General features: G+C 74.5%; 17 protein-coding genes. 5 read left to right on the top strand and 12 right to left on the bottom strand.

Annotated features, from left to right (window positions below):
* Positions 1-10: 10 nt before the first annotated feature.
* From ACF1BH_RS27440 to ACF1BH_RS27420, 5 genes are all read right to left on the bottom strand, one after another.
* The gene (locus tag ACF1BH_RS27440) at positions 11-814 is read right to left on the bottom strand and encodes a carbohydrate ABC transporter permease (RefSeq protein WP_391646774.1); all 804 of its coding nucleotides are present in this window, start codon (positions 812-814) and stop codon (positions 11-13) included.
* 203 nt (positions 815-1,017) lie between these two features.
* A complete protein-coding gene (locus tag ACF1BH_RS27435) occupies positions 1,018-1,983 on the bottom strand; it encodes a carbohydrate ABC transporter permease (protein WP_391646673.1) in 966 nt (321 codons plus the stop codon).
* Positions 1,980-3,278 (bottom strand): extracellular solute-binding protein, encoded by a 1,299-nt coding sequence (locus ACF1BH_RS27430; protein ID WP_391646671.1) that lies wholly within the window; start codon positions 3,276-3,278, stop codon positions 1,980-1,982. The genes ACF1BH_RS27435 and ACF1BH_RS27430 overlap by 4 nt, the downstream gene beginning before the upstream one ends.
* Positions 3,279-3,566: 288 nt before the next feature.
* A complete protein-coding gene (locus ACF1BH_RS27425) occupies positions 3,567-3,869 on the bottom strand; it encodes a DUF3039 domain-containing protein (protein ID WP_391646669.1) in 303 nt (100 codons plus the stop codon).
* Positions 3,856-5,037, bottom strand: a complete 1,182-nt coding sequence (locus tag ACF1BH_RS27420; protein WP_391646667.1) for an MFS transporter — start codon at positions 5,035-5,037, stop codon at positions 3,856-3,858. Before ACF1BH_RS27420 ends, ACF1BH_RS27425 begins: the two co-directional genes overlap by 14 nt.
* Positions 5,038-5,291: 254 nt before the next feature.
* Between ACF1BH_RS27420 and ACF1BH_RS27415 the strand changes: the two genes are divergently transcribed.
* Positions 5,292-6,404, top strand: a complete 1,113-nt coding sequence (locus tag ACF1BH_RS27415) for a LysR family transcriptional regulator (protein ID WP_391646665.1) — start codon at positions 5,292-5,294, stop codon at positions 6,402-6,404.
* Between the two features lie 75 nt (positions 6,405-6,479).
* Here ACF1BH_RS27415 and ACF1BH_RS27410 read toward each other — a convergent pair whose 3' ends face one another.
* The gene (locus ACF1BH_RS27410) at positions 6,480-7,154 is read right to left on the bottom strand and encodes a YqgE/AlgH family protein (protein WP_391646663.1); all 675 of its coding nucleotides are present in this window, start codon (positions 7,152-7,154) and stop codon (positions 6,480-6,482) included.
* A gap of 295 nt (positions 7,155-7,449) precedes the next feature.
* Here ACF1BH_RS27410 and murA point away from each other — a divergent pair, with 295 nt between their 5' ends.
* Positions 7,450-8,796: a UDP-N-acetylglucosamine 1-carboxyvinyltransferase gene (gene murA, locus ACF1BH_RS27405; protein ID WP_391646661.1), complete on the top strand. Its 1,347-nt coding sequence runs from the start codon at positions 7,450-7,452 to the stop codon at positions 8,794-8,796.
* Positions 8,797-9,107: 311 nt separating this feature from the next.
* Here the strand turns inward: murA and ACF1BH_RS27400 are convergent, their stop codons facing one another.
* The 4 genes from ACF1BH_RS27400 to ACF1BH_RS27385 form a co-directional block, all read right to left on the bottom strand.
* Positions 9,108-9,389, bottom strand: coding sequence for an HU family DNA-binding protein (locus ACF1BH_RS27400; protein ID WP_004951951.1), 282 nt, complete (start codon positions 9,387-9,389; stop codon positions 9,108-9,110).
* A 349-nt stretch (positions 9,390-9,738) separates the two neighbouring features.
* Complete coding sequence (locus ACF1BH_RS27395) at positions 9,739-11,172, bottom strand: NAD-dependent malic enzyme (RefSeq protein ID WP_391646659.1); 1,434 nt, start codon at positions 11,170-11,172, stop codon at positions 9,739-9,741.
* A 442-nt stretch (positions 11,173-11,614) separates the two neighbouring features.
* Positions 11,615-14,161, bottom strand: a complete 2,547-nt coding sequence (locus tag ACF1BH_RS27390; RefSeq protein WP_391646657.1) for a HelD family protein — start codon at positions 14,159-14,161, stop codon at positions 11,615-11,617.
* Positions 14,162-14,481: 320 nt separating this feature from the next.
* A complete protein-coding gene (locus tag ACF1BH_RS27385; protein ID WP_391646655.1) occupies positions 14,482-15,252 on the bottom strand; it encodes a CGNR zinc finger domain-containing protein in 771 nt (256 codons plus the stop codon).
* A 326-nt stretch (positions 15,253-15,578) separates the two neighbouring features.
* Between ACF1BH_RS27385 and ACF1BH_RS27380 the strand changes: the two genes are divergently transcribed.
* Entirely contained in the window at positions 15,579-16,355 is a 777-nt protein-coding gene (locus ACF1BH_RS27380) for a class I SAM-dependent methyltransferase (protein WP_391646653.1), read from the top strand.
* Positions 16,356-16,582: 227 nt separating this feature from the next.
* Here ACF1BH_RS27380 and ACF1BH_RS27375 read toward each other — a convergent pair whose 3' ends face one another.
* A complete protein-coding gene (locus ACF1BH_RS27375) occupies positions 16,583-17,833 on the bottom strand; it encodes a uroporphyrinogen-III synthase (protein ID WP_391646651.1) in 1,251 nt (416 codons plus the stop codon).
* 416 nt (positions 17,834-18,249) lie between these two features.
* On the opposite strand from ACF1BH_RS27375, the gene ACF1BH_RS27370 reads away from it, so the two are divergent.
* Complete coding sequence (locus ACF1BH_RS27370) at positions 18,250-18,393, top strand: hypothetical protein (RefSeq protein ID WP_391646649.1); 144 nt, start codon at positions 18,250-18,252, stop codon at positions 18,391-18,393.
* A gap of 182 nt (positions 18,394-18,575) precedes the next feature.
* Positions 18,576-19,349 carry a GIDE domain-containing protein gene (locus ACF1BH_RS27365; RefSeq protein WP_391646647.1) on the top strand — a complete coding sequence of 258 codons (774 nt, stop codon included), beginning with the start codon at positions 18,576-18,578 and terminating at the stop codon, positions 19,347-19,349.
* Between the two features lie 12 nt (positions 19,350-19,361).
* Here the strand turns inward: ACF1BH_RS27365 and ACF1BH_RS27360 are convergent, their stop codons facing one another.
* Entirely contained in the window at positions 19,362-20,336 is a 975-nt protein-coding gene (locus ACF1BH_RS27360) for a LysR family transcriptional regulator (protein WP_391646771.1), read from the bottom strand.
* Positions 20,337-20,407: the final 71 nt, after the last annotated feature.

The following is a 20,407-nucleotide window of genomic DNA, read 5'->3' as shown; positions in this document are numbered from 1 at the left end:
CCGTGGCCCTTCAGTCCTTCACCGCGCCGCCGAGGCCGGAGACCAGTCGGCGCTGTACGAGTACGAAGAAGACGAGGACGGGGAGGGTCATCACGGTCGATGCGGCCATGATGCCGCCCCAGTCGTTCTCGTCGGGTTTGAAGAAGACGAGCAGCGCCATCGGCAGGGTGGAGTTCTCGGTGGCGCTGATCAGGAACGACTTGGCGAACAGGAAGTCGTTCCAGGTGGAGATGAAGGAGAAGACGCTGGTGGCGACGAGCCCGGGGAGGACCAGCGGGAAGAGGATCCGCCACAGGAAGCGGGCCCGGCTCGCGCCGTCCAGGGCGGCGGCCTCCTCCAGGCTCTCGGGGACGGCCCGTACGAAGCCGCGCAGCATCCAGATGGCGAACGGCAGCGAGAAGGCGAGGTGCGGCAGGATCAGCGAGCCGAGGGTGTTCAGGCCGATACCGGGCACGGCGGTGCCGAGGTCGCGCAGGAGGAAGAAGAGCGGGATGGTCAGCGCCTCGACCGGCACCGTCTGCGCGATCAGAAACATGATCAGCAGCGTGGTGCGGAAGCGGAAGCGGAACCGCGTCACGGCGGTGGCGGCGAGGAAGGCGATCAGCGCGGAGGCGACGACCACCGTCCCGGCGACGAGGAGGCTGTTGAGGAAGTAGCGGCCGAAGTCCTGCTGCTGGAAGACGCGCCGGAAGGCGTCGAGGGAGGGCGCGAGTGTCCAGGGGCGCGGGGAGTCCGACTGCACCTCGGCGTCGGGTTTGAAGGCGGAGAGGACCATCCAGTAGAGGGGGAAGGCGACGACACCGGCGATCAGCAGCGTCGCGGCCTCGGCGGCGAGCCGCCAGGGACGGCGGGGGCCACGGCGGGGACGGGCGGGGCCACCGGTGCGGGCCGGTCCCCCGGTGCCGCCCGGGCCCGCGGTACGGCCGGTGCGGGCCGGTCCCCCGGTGCGGGCCGCCGGCACCCCGGCCGCCCGGCTTCCGGCCGCCGGCGCGCGGACCTCCCGGGTGCGCGGTTCGCTCACAGCTCCTCCCCCTGGCGGCGCAGCAGCCGCAGATAGACGAGGGTCACGCCGAGCAGGAGCAGCAGCATGACGACGCCGATCGCCGCGCCGAGGCTGTACTGCGAGGAGGCGAAGGCCCGTTGGTAGGCGTAGACGTTGAGGACGAGGTTCTGCCGGGCGACGCCGCCGCCGTCCGTCATCACGTAGATCTGCGTGAAGAGCTTGAAGTCCCAGATCACCGACTGGAGCGTGACGACGACGAGGATCGGCCGCAGCATCGGCGCGAGGACGCTGCGCCAGATCCGCCAGGCGGAGGCGCCGTCCAGCGCCGCGGCCTCCACGATCTCGGCGGGGACGGCGCGGATCCCGGCGTAGACGGTGATCATGACGAACGGGAAGGAGCACCAGACGACTTCGAGGAGGACGAGCGCGAACGCGGTGTAGCGGTCGTAGGTCCAGGAGAAGTCGGCGAAGCCGCTGAATCCCAGGGCGGTCAGCGCCTTGTCGACGGGGCCGAAGTCGGGGTCGAAGAGGAAGAGCCAGACGGTGGAGCCGGTGATGGCGGGCGTCGCCCAGGCGCCGAGCCCGGCGAGCATCAGGGCGAGCCGGGGCAGCGCGCGGACCCGGGTGAGCAGGACGGCGAGGGCGCAACCGGTGGCGAGGGTGGCGAGGACACAGGCCGCGGCGAAGACCACGGTGGCGAGCAGGACCGACCAGAACTCGCCGTCGCCGAAGAGCGTGGCGTAGTTGCCCAGCCCCTGGAAGGTGGTCGGTTCACCGCCGCTGACCTGCGCCTGGGTGTATTCGAGGAAGGAGATCAGGCCGAGCTGGTAGATCGGGTAGACCAGCAGCGCGCCGAGGACGGCGAGCGCCGGGGCGAGGTAGAGCCAGGGTGTCCAGCCGCCGTGGCGCCGGGCGGGGCCGCGCGGCGCGGCACGGGGGCGGACGCGGGCGGCGCGGGGGCCGCTGCGGAGGGCGGTCATTTGCGGAAGGCCCCGTCCATGGCGCGGGCCGCCTCGGCGGACGCCGCGTCGACGCTCTTCCGTCCGCTGACGATCTGCTGGTACATCGTGGGCAGCACCAGCGAGGCGTCGACGGTGGCCCAGCCGGGCGTGACGGGCACGAACTCCGCCCCGGCGTCGAGGGTGTCGACGAACGGCTTCACGTAGGGCTGCCGCTTCGCCGCCGCGGCGCGGACGTCGGTGAAGGTCGGCAGGAAGCCCATCGCGTCGAAGAGCCCGCGCTGGGTCTCCTTCCCGGCCAGCCGCTTCATCAGGTCGACGGCGAGGGTGCGGTGGGAGGTGCTGCGGAGCACGCCGATGTTGTTGCCGCCCGCGAACGCCGGGGCGATCTCGCCCTTCTTCCGCCCGGGCAGCGGGACGACGCCGTAGGCGCCCTTGACCTTGCCCGCTGCGACGGCCCGGTGGTTGAAGTCGCCGCCGATGGCCATCCCGGCGCGTCCGGCGGCGAAGGCGGTGACGGTGTCGTTGCCGTTCATCCCGGCGCACTTGGCCGCCGGGCAGTTGTCGTCACCGAAGAGACCGGTGTACGCGGCGATGCCCTTCCTGGCCGCCGGGGTGGTGACGGCGGCGGTGAAGGCGCCGCCCTTCTCGGTGGCGAGGGCGCCGCCGGCCGACCAGAGGAACGGCAGCGCGCCGTAGGTGTACGCGCCGCCGACGGCGAGCCCGTACATCTCGGGGTGGGCCGCGCGGATCTTCCGCGCGGCGGCGGCCATCTCGTCCTGGGTGGCCGGGGGTTGGAGGTGGAGTTCCTTGAAGAGGTCGGTGCGGTAGTAGAGGGCGCGGACGCCGACGAAGAGCGGGGCGCCGTAGATCTTTCCGGCCACGGTCACCGAGCGCCGGGCGGTGGGGTCGGTGTCCTTCGCCTCGGCCCAGGCGCCGAACTCCTCCGTCACGTCGGCGAGTCCGCCGTCGGCGACGTATCCGGCGGTGTCGGTGTTGCCGTACTCGATGACATCGGGCGCGCCGGACGGGTCGTTGAAGGCGGCCTTGACGCGCTGGGCGCGGGTGTCGACGGGGATGTAGTCGATGGTGACCTGCACGCCTTGGTGCGCGGCGGTGAAATCGGCGACGGCCTGCCGGACCACCTTCTCCTTGGGGGCGTTGCCGACCTCCCGGAAGAGCCAGACCCGCAGCGTGCCGGTCCGGGAGTCGCCTCCGGCGGCGCCATCCGAGGTGGCCGGGGCGCATGCCGTGGCGGTGAGCGCAGTCAGGGCGAGCGCCGCTCCGGCGGCGGCCAGACGGGCGGAGAGGTGCATGACGGGACCTCCAAGAGTGTTGCAACATACGCAACGAGCGTTTCGCAGTGCACAACTCAGAGGAGATTAAGGCGCGTTGCCCGGTCGGACAAGGGTTCGCCAGAGGTCTCCACCAGTCACCCGCCCACCGGGCCACCGGGCCCGCACCCCACCGGTCCGCCCGCCCCCGGACACGGCGAAGGGCCCGGGTTCACGAAGAACCCGGGCCCTCACCCGCGTACTGCCGCGGCGCACCGGCCCCGCACGGCGGGCCGTGGCCGCGCCGGATCGCCCCGGCCGGCGTCGCGGCTACTTCTTGCCGTCGCCGCCCTTGCCGTCCTTGCCCTTGTCGCCACCGGCGCCCATGGACTCGTAGATCTCCTTGCACATGGGGCAGACCGGGTACTTCTTCGGGTCACGGCCCGGCACCCAGACCTTGCCGCAGAGCGCCACGACGGGGGTGCCGTCGAGCGCGCTCGCCATGATCTTGTCCTTCTGGACGTAATGGGCGTAACGCTCGTGATCGCCGTCACCGTTCGACACCTGCGGCGTCGGCTCTACGAGGGTTCCCGTTCCTGCCCCGCGCTCGGGCTCGGGCTCAAGAGTGCTCATACCTGCCAAGAGTACCCAGGCTCCCGGCGTGTCGTGAGCGCCGGGCGCTCACCAGGTGAAGGCCCAGACCGGCGGCGGCGACCCCGGCCGCCGCCCACGGCAGCACGGACGGCGCCAGCCCCGCCGAGAGCGCGAGCCCGCCGAGCGCCGAGCCGACCGCGGAGCCCAGGTAGAGCGCCGAATTGTTGAGCGCGAGGGCGACCGTGCCGCGCTCCGCGCCCGCCGACAGCAGCCGGTGCTGCTGCGGCACCTGGAACGCCCACCCGACCGCGCCCCAGGCGACCAGCAGCGCCGCCGCCGCGGGCAGCGCGACCGGGGCCACCACCGGCAGCAGCGCCTGCGCCACCACGATCACCACCAGCAACCCGCCGGCCAGCGCCCGCACCCGGCCCGTACGGTCCACCAGCGGCCCGGCGGCGACACTGCCCAGCACCCCGCCGGCACCCCACGCCCACAGGTACGGCGTGACCTCGCGGACGCCCCCGGACGCCGCGAGCACCGGCGCGAGATACGTGTAGAGCCCGAGACTGGCGACGGCGGCGAGGAACGACACCCCGACGACGGGCGCCACCGCGCGATCGGTGAGCGCGGTCAGCCGGGCGCGCAGCGGCACCGCGGGCCCGGCCGGAACCGGCGGCAGCAGCGCGGCCAGCCCGGCGAGGGCCAGCGCACCCAAGCCGGTGACCAGCCACATCGTGGCGCGCCAACCGGCACGCTCGGCGAGCAGCACCCCCAGCGGCACACCGAGCACGGTGCCGGTGCTCATCCCGCCCATCACCAGCGCCAGCGCCCGCCCCCGCCGCTCGGGCCCCACCAGCGCGGCGGCGGCGGCCGTGGCGAGCGCCGCGTAGACCCCGGCTCCGGCACCGGCGACGATCCGCGCCCCGAGCAGCGTGCCCAGGGTCGGGGCCACGGCGGTCAGGGCGTTGCCGAGCGTGAAGAGCGCCAGCGCGGCGAGGATCAGGGCGCGCGGCCGCACCCCGGCGAGCAACCCGGCGACCAGCGGTGCGGCGAGCGCGTAGGCGAGGGTGAAGGCCGTCACCAGTTGCCCGGCGAGCGCCACCCGGGTGCCGGTGTCCGCGGCGATCACCGGGAGCAGCCCGGCCATCACATAGGCGTCCAGGCCGAGGGTGAACGCCCCCAGCATCAGCAGTCCCACTCTGCGCACCGCGCTCAACTCCCCAGTCATGCCGGGGCGTCGATCCCCGGAACGGGCCGGTCACGGAGGGACCGGCGGTCGGCGCCCTGCGTCGACCGGGGAAACGTAGGCACTCTCCGGATAGCCGGGGAAATGCCCGCGGGCGGGCATTTATGCTGGTGCGGCATAAGTGGTACGGCATAACCGGTACGGCCCGGACGGACCACCCGGGCGGCCGACGCCCCGCCCGTCCGCGGGAGAAGAACAGCCAGGAGAGCGACACGATGACCGGCCCCACCGAGCCCCCGCCCGCCGGGCCGCCGCCCGCCGAACCCGCGGCCGCCGCCCGTCCGGGCACCGCGGGCCGGGCCGCCGCGGCGGACGCCGGGACCGGCGCCCCACCGGAGCCCCGGCCCGCCGAAGCCGCTGCCGCCCCCTCCTCCGACGCCCTGGACGCACTCGGCGCCCTCGACGGGTGCGCCGGGATCGAGCTACGGCATCTGCGCGGGTTCCTCGCGGTCGCCGAGGAGCGCAGCTTCACCTACGCCGCGGCCCGGCTGCGGATCGGGCAGCCCGCGCTGACCCGCACCGTCCGCGCGCTGGAAACGGCGCTCGGCGTCCGGCTGCTGGACCGCACGACCCGCCGGGTGGAGCTGACCGCCGCGGGCCGCGGGCTCCACGCCGACCTGGCCCCGCTGCTGCCCCGGCTGGCCGCCGCCCTGCGCGCCCCCGCGCAGGCCACGCCGCTGCGGCTCGGCTTCACCTCCCTGCTGCCCACCGCCTGCACCGAGCTGAACGCCCGCTTCACGGCCGCCACCGGCACCGGCGTACGCCTCGTGCGGCGGGACGCGCCGCTCGCCGGGCTGGAGAGCGGGGAGGCCGACGTCGCCGTGGTCCGCGGCGCGCTCCCCCGCGGCGCCGCGGTCCGCACCGCGGTGCTGCTGCACGAGCCCCGGGTCGCCGCGCTGGCCCGCACCGCAGCCCCCGGTCCGGCGGACCGCGGCCCGGGCGGTGACGCCGACGCCGAGGCGCTGCGGGTCCTCGCCCGGCGACGGGTCCTCGACTGGACGGAGCTGGCCGGGCTGCCGCTGGTGGTCAACACCGTCACCGGCTCGACCGGGCCGGAGCTGTGGCCCGAGGGCCGGCGGCCACGCCTGGCGTGCACCGCCGGGAACGTCGACGAATGGCTGGAGGCGGTCGCCGCGGGCCACGGTGTCGGGGTGGCCCCCGACTCCCTCGCCCGCCGCCACACCCACCCCGGCCTGCGCTACGTCCGCCTGAAGAACGCCCCGCCGGTCACCGTCCGGCTGGCCGTCCCCGCACGCGGCGCCCACCCCCTGGCGGAGCGCTTCCTCGCCCTGGCCCGGCCGGGCGAGGAGCCGGAGCCGACGGGCTGACGGGCCGCGGGCCGGCGACGGAGCCGACGGACGGCGGACGGGGCGGCCCGGCAGCGGGGCGCCGGGCCCGGCGGCTCAGTTCAGCGACGGGTCGTCCGGGTATGTGGCGACCATCGCGAGTTCGTTGCGCTGGCGGCGCAGCACCGCGCGCCACAGGTGTTCGGGGTCGGGGGACGAGACGTCGCCCGGCTCGGAGTCGACGACGTACCAGGCGCCGTCGTTCAGTTCGTCCTCCAGCTGGCCCGGGCCCCAGCCCGCGTACCCCGCGAAGATCCGCAGACTGCCCAGGACGGTGGCGAGCAGCTCCGGCGGGGTCTCCAGGTCGACCAGGCCGATCGCGCCGTGCACCCGCCGCCAGCCGACGGGCTCCTCGCCCGCCGCGCCGCCGCGCCGGGTGTCGTCCGGCCGCGGCCCGGCGGCGGCGGTCCCGCCCGGGCCGGGGCGGACCCCGCTCTCCAGGGTGGGGACGTCGTCCGCGCCGGCGAGCCCGCCGGGCATGACCGCCACGCCGAGTGCGGAGTCCAGCGACACCGGACCGCCCTGGAAGACCACGCCGGGCTCGCCCGCGAGCGCCGCCCAGGGCGCGAGGATGTCGCCGACGCCCACCGGGGTGGGACGGTTCAGGACCACGCCGAGGGAGCCCTCCTCGTCGTGGTCGAGGAGCAGCACCACCGCGCGGTCGAAGTTCGGGTCGGCGAGCGCGGGCGTCGCGACGAGCAGCCGGCCTGTGAGCGAGGACACCTCGGTCATGGCGACATGATCCCGCACTTCCGGCCGGAGCGGGGAGTCAATGCCCACACCTGTACGAGTGCAGGGCAGGGCGTACGGCGGCAGCACCGGCGCACACCACCCGCCCCGAATGCCACATTCAGGACAAAGGGCCCATTTTCGGCCAACTGGCGATTACAGAACAAAGAATGATCGTAGCCGAGCGTGTTGTGACAAAGCCCTTACAGGCCGGAAGCCCACTCGCGCCGCCTGACACCCCCTCCGGCCCCCTTACCATTTCTGCTTGGCCCTGCCCGTCTCCAGGAACGCGAGATCCATGACCGTCTCTACTGACGACGTACTCCTTGTCCACGGCGGCACCCCGCTGGAGGGCGAGATCCGGGTTCGCGGTGCGAAGAACCTCGTACCGAAGGCCATGGTGGCGGCCCTGCTCGGCAGCGGCCCCAGCCGGCTGCGCAACGTTCCCGACATCCGTGACGTCCGCGTGGTGCGCGGCCTGCTCCAGCTGCACGGGGTGACCGTGCGGCCGGGCGAGGAGGCCGGTGAGCTGGTCCTCGACCCGTCGCACGTGGAGAGCGCCAACGTCGCCGACATCGACGCGCACGCGGGCTCCTCGCGCATCCCGATCCTCTTCTGCGGCCCGCTGCTGCACCGCCTCGGCCACGCCTTCATCCCGGGCCTGGGCGGCTGCGACATCGGCGGCCGTCCGGTGGACTTCCACTTCGACGTCCTGCGGCAGTTCGGCGCGACGATCGAGAAGCGCGCCGACGGGCAGTACCTGGAGGCCCCGCAGCGGCTGCGCGGCACCAAGATCCGGCTGCCGTACCCGTCGGTCGGCTCGACCGAGCAGGTGCTGCTGACCGCCGTCCTGGCCGAGGGCGTCACCGAGCTGTCGAACGCCGCGGTGGAGCCGGAGATCGAGGACCTGATCTGCGTGCTCCAGAAGATGGGCGCGATCATCTCGATGGACACCGACCGGACCATCCGGATCACCGGTGTCGACAAGCTCGACGGCTACACCCACCGCGCCCTCCCGGACCGCCTGGAGGCCGCCTCCTGGGCGTCCGCGGCGCTGGCCACCGAGGGCAACATCTACGTCCGTGGCGCGCAGCAGCGGTCGATGATGACCTTCCTGAACACCTTCCGGAAGGTCGGCGGCGCCTTCGAGATCGACGACGAGGGCATCCGCTTCTGGCACCCGGGCGGTTCGCTGGACGCCATCGCGCTGGAGACCGACGTCCACCCCGGCTTCCAGACCGACTGGCAGCAGCCGCTGGTCGTGGCGCTGACCCAGGCGTCGGGCCTGTCGATCGTCCACGAGACGGTCTACGAGTCGCGGCTCGGCTTCACCTCCGCGCTCAACCAGATGGGCGCGCACATCCAGCTCTACCGCGAGTGCCTGGGCGGCTCCGCCTGCCGCTTCGGGCAGCGCAACTTCCTGCACTCCGCGGTCGTCTCCGGGCCGACCAAGCTCCAGGGCGCCGACCTGGTCATCCCCGACCTGCGCGGCGGCTTCTCGTACCTGATCGCGGCGCTCGCCGCCCAGGGCACGTCCCGGGTGCACGGCATCGACCTGATCAACCGCGGCTACGAGAACTTCATGGACAAGCTCGTCAGCCTCGGCGGCAAGGTCGAGCTGCCGAACGGCGGCCCGCGGGACTGACCCCGCCGCACCGCGCCACGAAGGCCGCCCCCGCTCCCGTACGGAGCGGGGGCGGCCTTTTCCGCCTTGTGCACGGCCCGTGACCGGCCCGCTGGCGGCGCCCGGCCGCCGTCCCGTCCCCTTTTGCCCGGAGCCGCCCGTCCGGTCCGCAGCGGGGCGCCTGCGGGCGCGTACGGGCGGCTGCGGGCGCCCGGCGCACCACGGGGAGCGTGCGCCGGGCGGGATCGCGCCCCGTGCGGCCGCCTGCGGGGACGACGAAGGGCGGCCGCCCCGGGGAGGGGGCGGCCGCCCTTGAGGCCGTGCTGAGGGGCTTACTTGCCCTTGGCGGCTTCCTTGAGCTTGGAGCCCGCGGAGACCTTCACGCTGTAGCCGGCGGCGATCTGGATCGGCTCGCCGGTCTGCGGGTTACGAGCGGTGCGAGCGGCACGGTGGGTGCGCTCGAAGGTCAGGAAGCCGGGGATGGTGACCTTCTCGTCGCCCTTGGCGACAACCTCACCGACGGTCTCGGCGAGAGCGGCCAGAACGGCGTCGGCGTCCTTGCGGGTCACCTCGGCACGATCGGCCAGAGCGGCCACCAGCTCACTGCGGTTCATTTTTGTACTCCCGTGTTCTTCTTGCCAATGGGCGTGCCCTGCGGCCGAGCCGCGTATCAGGCACAGCGAAGCCGATGCTGCCAGGGCCCTCGGACAGTCCCCGGACCCGGGTCTGCTGCCAGACCCTCGCGCCCGGTTACGCATCCTGCCCCCACCTGCGGCGGTAAAGCCAATCCGGCACCCTGGCGGGTCACACGGAAAGCGTCAGCGCCACGGTCGGCGTGACGTTCCGCACCCGTAACCGCTCGGAGCCCACCACGCGGGGTGGCCGGCCGATTGCCGTCCGCCACCCTAGGGGCCGCCCGGCGTGGCCCGTCCGCGACGCGCCGTGCCGGGGGCCCGTGGGGCGTCAGAGCGCCGTGGTGGCCGTCACAGCCTCGTCCCCGGCCTTCGCCGCGTCCTTCACCGCACCGGCCACGGCACCCGCGACCTTGTCGTTGAAGACGCTGGGGATGATGTAGTTCGGGTTGACCTCGTCCTCCAGGACGACGTCGGCGAGGGCGCGCGCGGCGGCCAGCATCATCTCGGTGTTCACCGTGCGGGACTGGGCGTCCAGCAGACCGCGGAAGACGCCCGGGAAGACCAGCACGTTGTTGATCTGGTTCGGGAAGTCCGAGCGGCCGGTGGCCACGACGGCGGCGGTCTGCCGGGCGATGGCCGGGTCGACCTCCGGGTCGGGGTTGGCCAGCGCGAAGACGATCGCGCCGTCGGCCATCTTCGCGACGTCGTCGCCGTCCAGGACGTTCGGGGCGGAGACGCCGATGAAGACGTCCGCGCCGACGACGGCGTCCTTGAGGGTGCCGGTGACGCCGTCCGGGTTGGTGTTGTCGGCGATCCAGCGCAGCGGGGAGTCCGGGTCGGCGGAGACCAGGTCCGCGCGGCCCGCGTCGACGACGCCGTGGATGTCGGCGACGACGGCGTGCTTGACCCCGGCGGCGATCAGCAGCTTGAGGATGGCCGTACCGGCGGCGCCGGCGCCGGACATGACGACGCGGACGTCCTCGATCCTCTTGCCGACCACGCGCAGCGCGTTGGTCAGGGCGGCGAGCACGACGATGGCGGTGCCGTGCTGGTCGTCGTGGAAGACCGGGATGTCGAGGGCCTCGCGCAGACGGGCCTCGATCTCGAAGCAGCGGGGCGCCGAGATGTCCTCCAGGTTGATGCCCGCGAAGCCCGGCGCGATGGCCTTGACGATCTCCACGATGGCGTCGGAGTCCTGGGTGTCCAGGCAGATCGGCCAGGCGTCGATGCCGGCGAACCGCTTGAACAGGGCCGCCTTGCCCTCCATGACCGGCAGCGCGGCCTTGGGGCCGATGTTGCCGAGGCCGAGGACGGCGGAGCCGTCGGTGACCACCGCGACGCTGTTGCGCTTGATGGTCAGGCGGCGGGCGTCCTCGGGGTTGTCCGCGATGGCCTGGCAGACGCGGGCGACGCCGGGCGTGTAGACCATGGAGAGGTCGTCACGGTTGCGGATGGGGTGCTTCGACGACATCTCGATCTTGCCGCCGAGGTGCATCAGGAACGTACGGTCGGAGACCTTGCCGAGCGAGACGCCCTCGATACCGCGCAGCTTCTGGACGATCTCGTCCGCGTGCGCGGTGGACGTCGCGGCGATGGTGACGTCGATCCGGAGTTTTTCGTGGCCGGAGGCGGTCACGTCGAGGCCGGTGACCGACCCGCCGGAGGACTCCACGGCCGTGGTGAGCTGGCTGACGGCGGTGCCGCTCGCGGGAACTTCCAGTCGCACCGTCATCGAATACGAGACGCTAGGCGCCGTTGCCATGGCCGACTTCCTCTGCTTTCCCTTGTTTCCCTATGCGCTGTCCCAGGAGCTCGGATGCCCTGCGCATCATCCGATCGTCCCACCTACCAGCCGGTACACGGTAACCAGCCCCGCTTTACGGAAAGGCTCTTCCACCATACGAGAGCGCGGGGGTGGGCGGAAGCCCCGCCGGACGGGGCGGTGCGGCGTGCGTCACGCGCCTGGAGCGCTCCGGGAACGGCAACGGGCGCCCCTCCCTGAGGAGGAGCGCCCGTCACTGCGGTCTGAGACACCGACCCGCCATGCTCGCCTCGCGGCAAGTGGTCGCTCGTAGCGACGATGGTTGGGCCCGGGGGCTTGGATCGGGCCGGTGCCACGGACAAGGCTAACAAACCCTCCCCGGATGCGAATCCCGTGGCCCGCCACCTTTTTCCGGTACGGGCCCGGACCACCCGGGCGGCCGTCAGTCGCGCAGCAGGTCGGGGACCCCGTCGGCGTCGGGCTCGTCGCGGTCGCCGGAGAGGACCGTCAGCTGCTGGGTGGCGCGGGTCAGGGCGACGTAGAGCACCCGCAGCCCGGCCGGGGACTCGTCGGCGATCTCGGCGGGCGCCACCACCAGCGCCGCGTCGTACTCCAGCCCCTTCGCCTCCAGGGAGCCGAGGGCGACGACGCGGTCGCCGAGCGGGGCCAGCCAGGCGCGGGCCTGCTCGCGGCGGGCCATCGCCACGACCACGCCGACCGTGCCGTCCACCTCGGCCAGCAGCCGCCGGGCCTCCTCGACGGTGGCGGCGGCCAGCGCCGCGTCCACCGCCGCCGCGCCCCGGCCCTCCGGGGACGCCACCGCGAACCGCGGCCGCAGGCCCGTCGAGCGGACCGCGTCCGGGGCTTCCATCCCGGGCATCGCCAGCGCCAGGACCTTGGCGGACAGCTCGGCGATCTCGGCCGGGTTGCGGTAGTTGACGGTGAGCTGGAAGCGGCGGCGCGGGCGGGTGCCCAGCGCCTCGTCACGCGCCTCGGCGGCCTCGTCCGGGTCGGACCACGACGACTGGGCCGGGTCGCCGACGACCGTCCAGGTGGCGTGGCGGCCGCGGCGCCCGACCATCCGCCACTGCATCGGCGTGAGGTCCTGCGCCTCGTCGACGATCACATGGGCGTAGTCGGTGCGCTCCTCCTCCAGCCGCTCGCGGCGGCTGCGGCCCGAAGGGCTCCGGTCGGCGGCCGTGGTCAGCTCGTCCAGGCCGGTGAGCTGGTCCAGCGGGTCGGCCTCGCGGGGGCGCGCCGGGCGGGCCGGGGCGCCGAGGATCAGCTGGAGCTCGTCGAGGAGCGCCACGTCGTGGACGGAGAGCGGGCCGTGGCCGCGGGCGTCGAGGCGGCCCAGGGAGCGGGCCAGCTTCCGGACCTCGCGCGGGTTGAGGACGCGGCGCGCCCAGCGGCCGAGGGTGCGTTCGTCCGCCATCGCGGCGAGCACCCCGCGCGGCGTCAGCTCCGGCCACCAGGCGTCCAGGAACTCCTGGAAGACCGGCTCGGTGCTGACGTCCTCGTCGAAGCCCTGGCGGGCCTCGGCGGCCAGCTCCGGGTCGAAGTAGCGGCGGCCGGCGCCGGACTTCGCCCACAGGGCGTCCAGCAGGAGCCGCCGGGCGCGCGGGCGGAGCAGGTTGACGGGCGCGGTGCCGCCGAGGGCGGTGCGGCGGATGCGGCCCAGGTCGGAGGCGTCCAGCTCGATACGGCCGCCGAAGGCCACCACCCGGAGCCGGTCCGGCGGGCCGGCCGGGGCCTGCGCGGCGTCGGCCTCCTCGTCCAGGAAGGAGAGCTGGGTGTCCCGCTGCGGGGCCGGGGCGGCGGGGGCGGCCGCGTCCAGGGCGCCGCGGGCCGCCTTGCGCAGCAGCTTCTGCATCCGGGCGGAGCCCTTGATCCGGGCCACGTCCGGCGGGTCGTAGGCTCCCCCGTCGCCCGGCCGCCGCCCCTCGGCGAGGCCCTTCGGGCCGCCCCCGCTCGTGGCCTCCGCTCCGTCGACGAGGGAGCCGAGCGCGCGGATCGCGACCTGGCCCTCCTCGCCCAGGGACGGCAGGACGCCCTCGGTGTAGGCGACCAGCAGCGGGGTCGGCGAGACGATGAGGATGCCGCCCGCGTAGCGGCGGCGGTCCTGGTAGAGGAGGTAGGCGGCGCGGTGCAGGGCGACGGCGGTCTTGCCGGTGCCGGGGCCGCCCTCGACCTCGGTGACGGACGCGGCGGGCGCCCGGACGACCAGGTCCTGCTCGGCCTGGATGGAGGCGACGATGTCGCGCATGGTGTGGCTGCGGGCCCGGCCCAGCGCGGCCATCAGCGCGCCGTCGCCGATGACGGCCAACTCCTCGCCGTCGAGCGTGGCGGCGACGTCGGGACGCATCAGGTCGTCCTCGACGCCGAGGACCCGGCGGCCCTTGGAGCGGATGACGCGGCGGCGGACGACGCGGCCGGGCGCGACGGGCGTGGCCCGGTAGAAGGGGGCGGCCGCCGGGGCGCGCCAGTCGATGACCAGCGGGGAGTAGTCCGCGTCGAGGACGCCGAGCCGGCCGATGTGCAGCGTCTCGGCGATGGTGGCGCGGTTGTTCGTGACGGCCCCGTCGGCGGGCTCGACGGAGGTGAAGGCGCCGTCGGGGCCCTTCTTGCCGTCCTTGCCGGGGAGCAGGTCGATCCGGCCGAAGAGGAAGTCCTCGTACTCGGAGTTGAGGCGGTTGAGGTGGACGCCGGCCTGGAAGACCTGGGCGTCCCGCTCGGCGAAAGCGCCGGGCGTGCCGACCTGGCCGCGCTTGGCGGCGTCGTCCATGAGGAACTCCGCCTCGTGGATCTTCTCCTCCAGGCGCCGGTAGACCCGGTCGAGGTGCGTCTGCTCCGCGGCGATCTCGCGCTCACGGAGCCCGGCGGGCGCGGCGGCGGAGCCGGAGTCCGCGGCGGGCTCCGGGGCGACGGCGTCCGAAGAAGTGTGCTCCGGTGTGTGATCCGGTGCGTGCGTGGCGTTCTGCGCGGCCACCCAGGCCCCCTTCTGGTGTGCGTAGGGCAGCCGTCAACCGTACGCGACGCGGGCACCGCGCGCATCTGATCCGGCGTGCGGCGGGGCGGGGAAGGGCTGGTGGGGAGGGGCGGGGGCCGTCGGGGCGAGGGCCCGGGAGGCGTGCGCGCGGGGCCGTCGGGGCAAGGGCCCGGGGAGCGTGCGCGCGGGGGTGCGGCGGCCGGAGCCCGGGATGCGACGGCCGGGGCCCGGCCCGGGGGCGATCGGGTGTGCGGGGCGGGGCCGCCAGCGCCCGGGGGACGGGGCGGGGCCGCCAGCGCCCGGGGGACGGGGCGGGGCCGTCAGCGCTCGGGTGACGGGGCGGGGCCCCGGGACGCGTCCGCTGCCGGGCCCGCCGCCCCGGGGTCGCGAGGTCCCGCTGTCCCGGGCAGGCGCGGCTCCGGCGGCACAGGGCTACGCGGCTCCGGCGGCACCCCCTCGGCTCCCTCAGCCACCTCAGCCCCCTCGGGCCCCACCGCCCCCACCACTCCCCCGTCCCGGTCCGCCGCCGCGCGCTTCCGGTGGCGGGCGACCCGTTCGCGGTTGCCGCAGACGCCGCTGGAGCACCAGCGGCGGCGTCGGCCGCGGGAGGTGTCCAGGAAGAGGAGGCGGCAGTGGGCGCCCTCGCACCGGCGGAGCCGGTCGCGGGTCGCGCGGTCGGTGAGGAGGTCGACGGCGTCGCGGGCGACGGCGGCGAGCAGCGCCGCGCGGTCGGCCGGGCGGGCGAGCTGCGGGGCGAGGGCGCCGTCCGGGCCCCGTACCGCCTCGACGGCGGGCGGACCGGCGGCCGCGGCGGTGGCGTTGAGCAGGTCCAGGTCGATCACGGCCTCGCCGCCGGAGAGTTCGGCGTGCAGCACCCGCCGCACCACCTCGCGCAGCCCCCGGAAGCGCGCCACCCAGCGGCCGTTGACCCCGTCCAGCGCGGTGTCCGGGGGCACCGCCCCGGACCCGGTCAGCCAGCGTCTCAACTGCTCGGGACCGGTGAGGAGTTCGCCCGCCTTACCGGAGGTGGCCAGCAGGTCCAGGCAGATCCGCCCGCAGTCGAACCGCAGGCCCTCGTCAGGCGCCGCCATGCTCCTGATCACTCCTTCGGAATCGAGGATGCGACACCAGAGTGCCCGGCGCGACGGGCCGCCGTCACCTCCCGCGCCCGCACGGCCGGTCCCCCGCGCCGCGGCCCCGCCCTCCTCCCGTACCGGCCAACGGGACCGTCGCGCCGGACCCGTTGGCACCGCCGCGCACCGCTCGTCGCCGCACCCGCCCGATCTATACATTCCGCGTATACAGCTGGTGTACAGTCCGGCCGTGGCGCCGCGGACGGCCCCCGCCTCCGCCCGGCCCGGCTTGCCGTGTCGCCCGCCGGCGCCCGGCCCGCCCGCATCCGAAGGACGAAGGTCACATGTCGCGCACCACCTTGCACACCAACCGGTCGAGCCTGTCGCACAAGGTCGGCTACGCGGTCCGCAACCCGGCGAAGATCGCCCCGTACGTCCGGCGCACCGCGCGCGACACCTGGCTGCGGCTGCGCCATCCCGGCCATGTCGCCTACTACCGCGCCGTGATGGCGTCCGACGCGGGCCGCAACCCCGAGGCGGCGGTGGGCAGTCAGACCCACGAACGCTGGCTGGCGCTGGGGCAGATGCAGTTCGACTACCTCGTGGAGCACGGGCTGACGCCGCAGCACCGGATGCTCGACATAGGCTGCGGCAACCTCCGGGCCGGCTGGCGCTTCATCTCCCACCTCGACGCGGGCCACTACTACGGCATCGACATCTCGCCGGACATCCTGATCTCCGCCAAGAAGACCCTGACCACCTACGAACTCCAGGAAAAGCTCCCGCATCTGACGATCACGCAGGACCTGAAGCTGGACTTCCTGCCGTCCGGCCACTTCGACATCGTCCACGCGCACAGCGTCTTCTCCCACTCGCCGCTCTCCGTCATCGACGAATGCTTCGCGCACGTCGGCCGGGTGCTGGCCCCCGGCGGCTTCTTCGACTTCACCTTCGACCGCACCGAGGGCACCGAACACCAGGTGCTGCGCGAGGACTTCTACTACCGCACCGAGACCCTGATCCGCCTCGCCGGGAAGCACGGCCTCCGGGCCCGCTTCATGGACGACTGGGAGACCCGCAAGCACGGCCAGTCCAAGATCCGGGTGACGAATCCGGAGTGAGGACGCACACGGTGTGCGGCCGGGGCACCCCCGCGGCGCACCGGGGTTTCCCTACGGGTGGCGGGTGCCGCCCGTAGGGGACACCTCTGCCCCCGTACGGGGCCGGGGCCGCTCCCGTACGGGAGATCCCTGACCCCTTACGGGTCCGGGTCACTGCCGCCCGGCCCTCCCGTAAGGGCACCTCCGCCCCCTTACGGGCGCGCTTACGGGCGCGGCCGGGCCGGCCCCTACGCTCCCCCGTACTTCTCCGCCCCCGCCCGCGGATCGAGCGCCAGCCGGTACCCGCGTTTCACGACCGTGTGGATCAGCTTCGGGTCGCCCAGCGCCGTCCGCAGCCGGGCCATCGCCGTCTCGACCGCATGCTCGTCCCGCCCGGCGCCGGGCAGCGCACGCAGCAGGTCGGCGCGGGAGACCACCCAGCCAGGGCGGCGGGCCAGCACCCGCAGCAGCGCCATCCCGGCCGGGGGCACCGGCCGCAGCGCACCGTCGACCAGCACCGCCCGCCCACGGATCTCCAGCCGCCGCCCGGCCACCGGCAACCGCCGGGCCCGGCCGGGCAGTTCCCGGCAGAGCATCTGCACCAGCGGCCCGATCCGGAAGCGTTCGGGCTGGAGGACGGGGATGTCGTACGCCTGGAGCGGCAGTGCGGTGACCGGCCCCACGCACGCCGCCGGGACCTCCCGCGCCAGCGCCGCCACCACCGCGTCGCGCATCCCGCGCTCCGCCGCCCGGCGCAGCAGCGAACTGGCCGCCGGTGCGCTGGTGAACGTCACCGCGTCCAGCCCGTGCCCGGTCAGCGCGGACAGCAGCCGGTCGACCGGCCCCAGGTCGTCCGGCGGCAGCCACCGGTAGACCGGCACCCCGACGACCTCCGCACCGGCCGCCCGCAGCGCCTCGACGAAACCGGGGAGCGGCTCACCGTGCAGCTGGACCGCGATCCGCTGTCCGCGGACCCCGCCCGCCAGCAGCCGGTCGAGGACCTCCGCCATCGACTCGGACGCCGGTGACCATTTCTCGGTCAGCCCGGCGGCCCGGATCGCACCGCGCACCTTGGGGCCGCGGGCCAGCAGCTCCACCCGGGCCAGCCGGTCGAGCAACTCCTCGCCCAGGCCCCAGCCCTCGGCCGCCTCGATCCAGCCGCGGAACCCGATCCCGGTGGTCGCGATGACCACGTCCGGCAGGCGGTCGAGCAGGTCACGGGTGGCGGTGAGCAGTTCGGAGTCGTCGGCGAGCGGCACGATGCGCAGCGCCGGGGCGTACACCACGTGCGCCCCGCGCCGCTCCAGCAGCGCTCCCAGCTCCTTCGCCCGCCGCGCCGCGGTCACCCCGACGGTGAACCCGGCCAGCGGCGGCACCTCGCCCGTCCCGTAGGGGTCACCCGGTCCGGGACCCGCGTCGGCCGTCCCGTAGGGGCCGCCCGCACCGGCGTCCGGCCCCCGCTCCGCGTCCGTCCCCGTATCCCGCCGTGCCTCGTCCATGGTCGTCGTCCCGCTCCGCCCCCGCGTGGTGTGGCCCCCGTCCGCCTCCGGACCGCGGCTCGGGCGGTACCGGAACACCGAGTCTGCCAACGTCTCGTGTCGGCCGCGGACCACCCGGATTTCCCACCTGTTACCGGACGGTTGCCGCCACCGGCGCCGCGACGGCCGCCCGCCCCACGGCCAGGCCCCGGCACGCCGCCGGAGACCGCGCCGGACGTATACGACCCGTCGTGCGGCGGAACGCGAGCGGAGGCGGGCGACACCACCGCACATGCCCCGATATCACGGGATATTCAGGGGCGATCCGCGGGGAACCCGGCCGGTAGACTCCCTCCCCGGCCGGACCGGCCGACCGGACCGCTCGACCAGAGTGCCCGATCGGGCCGCCGACCGGATCCACACACAGGGGGACATACATGAAGTGGTGGGAGTGGGCGGTCCTCGGCCTCGCCCTGCTGGTGCTCGGCTGGTTCGCCATCGGCGGCCTCGTCCGCTCGGTGCGGCAGACGGCCGGTTCGCTGACCGACACCTACCGCAGACTCCGCGAACTGTTCCGCTGAGCCGCCACCTCCCGTAGGGGACGCCACCAGAGCCCGCAGGGGACACGCCCGGCCCCGTACGGGACGGACGAAGCACCGTACGGGACGGACGGACATCCCGTACGGGACGGGACGGTGATCCGTACGGGCCCGGCCACCGGCCGGGAGCACCCACCACACGTCGGAAGAGAAGAGGGGGACGCATGATTCCGTTTCTGGGGATCTTCCTCGTCGGTCTGGGCGCGGTGAGCGCCTTCCAGCTGCTGCGCGCCCGCAAGCGCGTCCACGCCATGATCACCACGGAGACGCTGTCCGCGCGGGAGCTGGCGCAGCTGCACCGGGCGGCGGTCGACGCCGTCGGGCCGGGCGCGTTCCGGCAGCTCGCCGAGGTCGCCGGGGTCACCCGGCCATCCGCCGCCGGCCCGCTGACCTCGGAACTCTCCAGGACCGAGTGCGTCTGGTACCGCACCCGCATCACCCGCCGGTTCGAGACCCGCGGCAGCCGCCCCCACCAGCGCCGCCGCCGCAACGAGGTGGTGTCGGACTTCCTCAGCCCGACGCCGTTCCTCGTGGAGGACGCTTCCGGCCGCACCACCGTGCTGCCCGGGGACCGGATGATCGACCACGCCCCGAAGACCCACGACCGCTTCGAGGTCTACCGGCCCGGCCACAACAAACCGCTCGGCCTCCTCGACATCCCCGGTATCACCCGCAACGAACGCACCCTCGGCTTCCAGCAGGAGGAGTGGACGGTCGCCGCCGGCTCCCGCTTCTACGCCCGCGGGGAGGCGCACGACGACGAGCGCGGCGAGCTGGCGGTCACCGCGCCCGAGGACGGCAGCCCGTTCCTGCTCGCCGCCGTCTCCGAGCAGGACCTCCTCGCCGCCGAACGCCGCAAGGCCACCCTCTTCCGCGTCCTGTCCTTCTGCTGCCTCCCGGTCGGCGCCGTCCTGCTCACCCTGGCGTACGCGCTGTAGCGGCGGGCCCCCTCACGGCTCCGCGCCCATCACCGCCGCGTCCTCCTCCGGCAGCCACACCGCGCCCTCCGGCGGCGACAGCCAGCGGCCCTCGGTGGCCAGGGCACGGGCCGTCTCCCGGAGCGCGTCGAGGCCCGGATGGCGCAGCCCCCGGCGCCACACCAGGCTCACCGGCGAGAGCGGCACCGGGTCCACCAGCGGCCGCAGCACCATCCCGGGCACCTCGATGAACTCCGTGCTCGCCAGCACCGACCAGCCCCGCTTCCGCACCATCCGGACGAACTCCCGCTCCCCGTCGAGTTCCGGGAACGGCGCCGCCATCACCACGCCCCGGCCCGCGAAGAGCCGCGCCGCGAGGTCGGTCCACTCCGTGGTCCGCGGATTGCCGGCGGCCGCGTACAGCGTCTCCCCGGCCAGCGCACCGAGCGGTACGGCCGCCCGCCCGGCCAGCGGATGCCCCGCGTCCAGCAGCACCGCCATCGGCTCCAGCCGCACCGGCTGCTGCGCCAGCCCCGCCCGCGCCCCGGGCTCCAGCCCGGCGTACCGGCCGAAGGACACGTCCAGCCGCCCGGCCGCGATCTCCCGCGCCGCGCCCGCCAGCCCGCCGTGGAAGCGCGCCACCAGCTCGCAGCTGTCCGGCAGCCGCTCCCGGGCCGCCTCCAGGACCTGGTGCGCGGTCCCGACCGGCGCCCCGACGTCGACCAGCAGCGGCCGGTCGGCGCTGTTCCGGAACGCGTCGGTCAGCGCCTCGTGGGCCGCCAGCACCCGCCGCGCGTACGGCAGCAGCCGCTCGCCGTCCGCCGTCAGCGCCACCCGCCGCGTCGTCCGGACGAAGAGGTTCGCCCCCAGCTCCCGCTCCAGCCGCCGCACATCCCGGCTGAGCGCCTGCTGGGCGACGTAGAGCCGGGCCGCGGCGCGGGTGAAGTGGAGTTCGTCGGCGACGGCGGTGAAGGCACGCAGCAGCCGGGGATCGATATCGCGGGGCACCGCGTCAGCCTTCCAGCCGGGCACGGAACTCACAACGGAGTTGTGTGAACGGGGCGTTGACAGGTGTTGGA

Origin of the sequence: Streptomyces sp. NPDC014733, from assembly GCF_043083385.1 — a bacterium.
Classification (GTDB): Bacteria; Actinomycetota; Actinomycetes; order Streptomycetales; family Streptomycetaceae; genus Streptomyces.
This window is presented reverse-complemented; position numbering and strand designations above follow the sequence as displayed.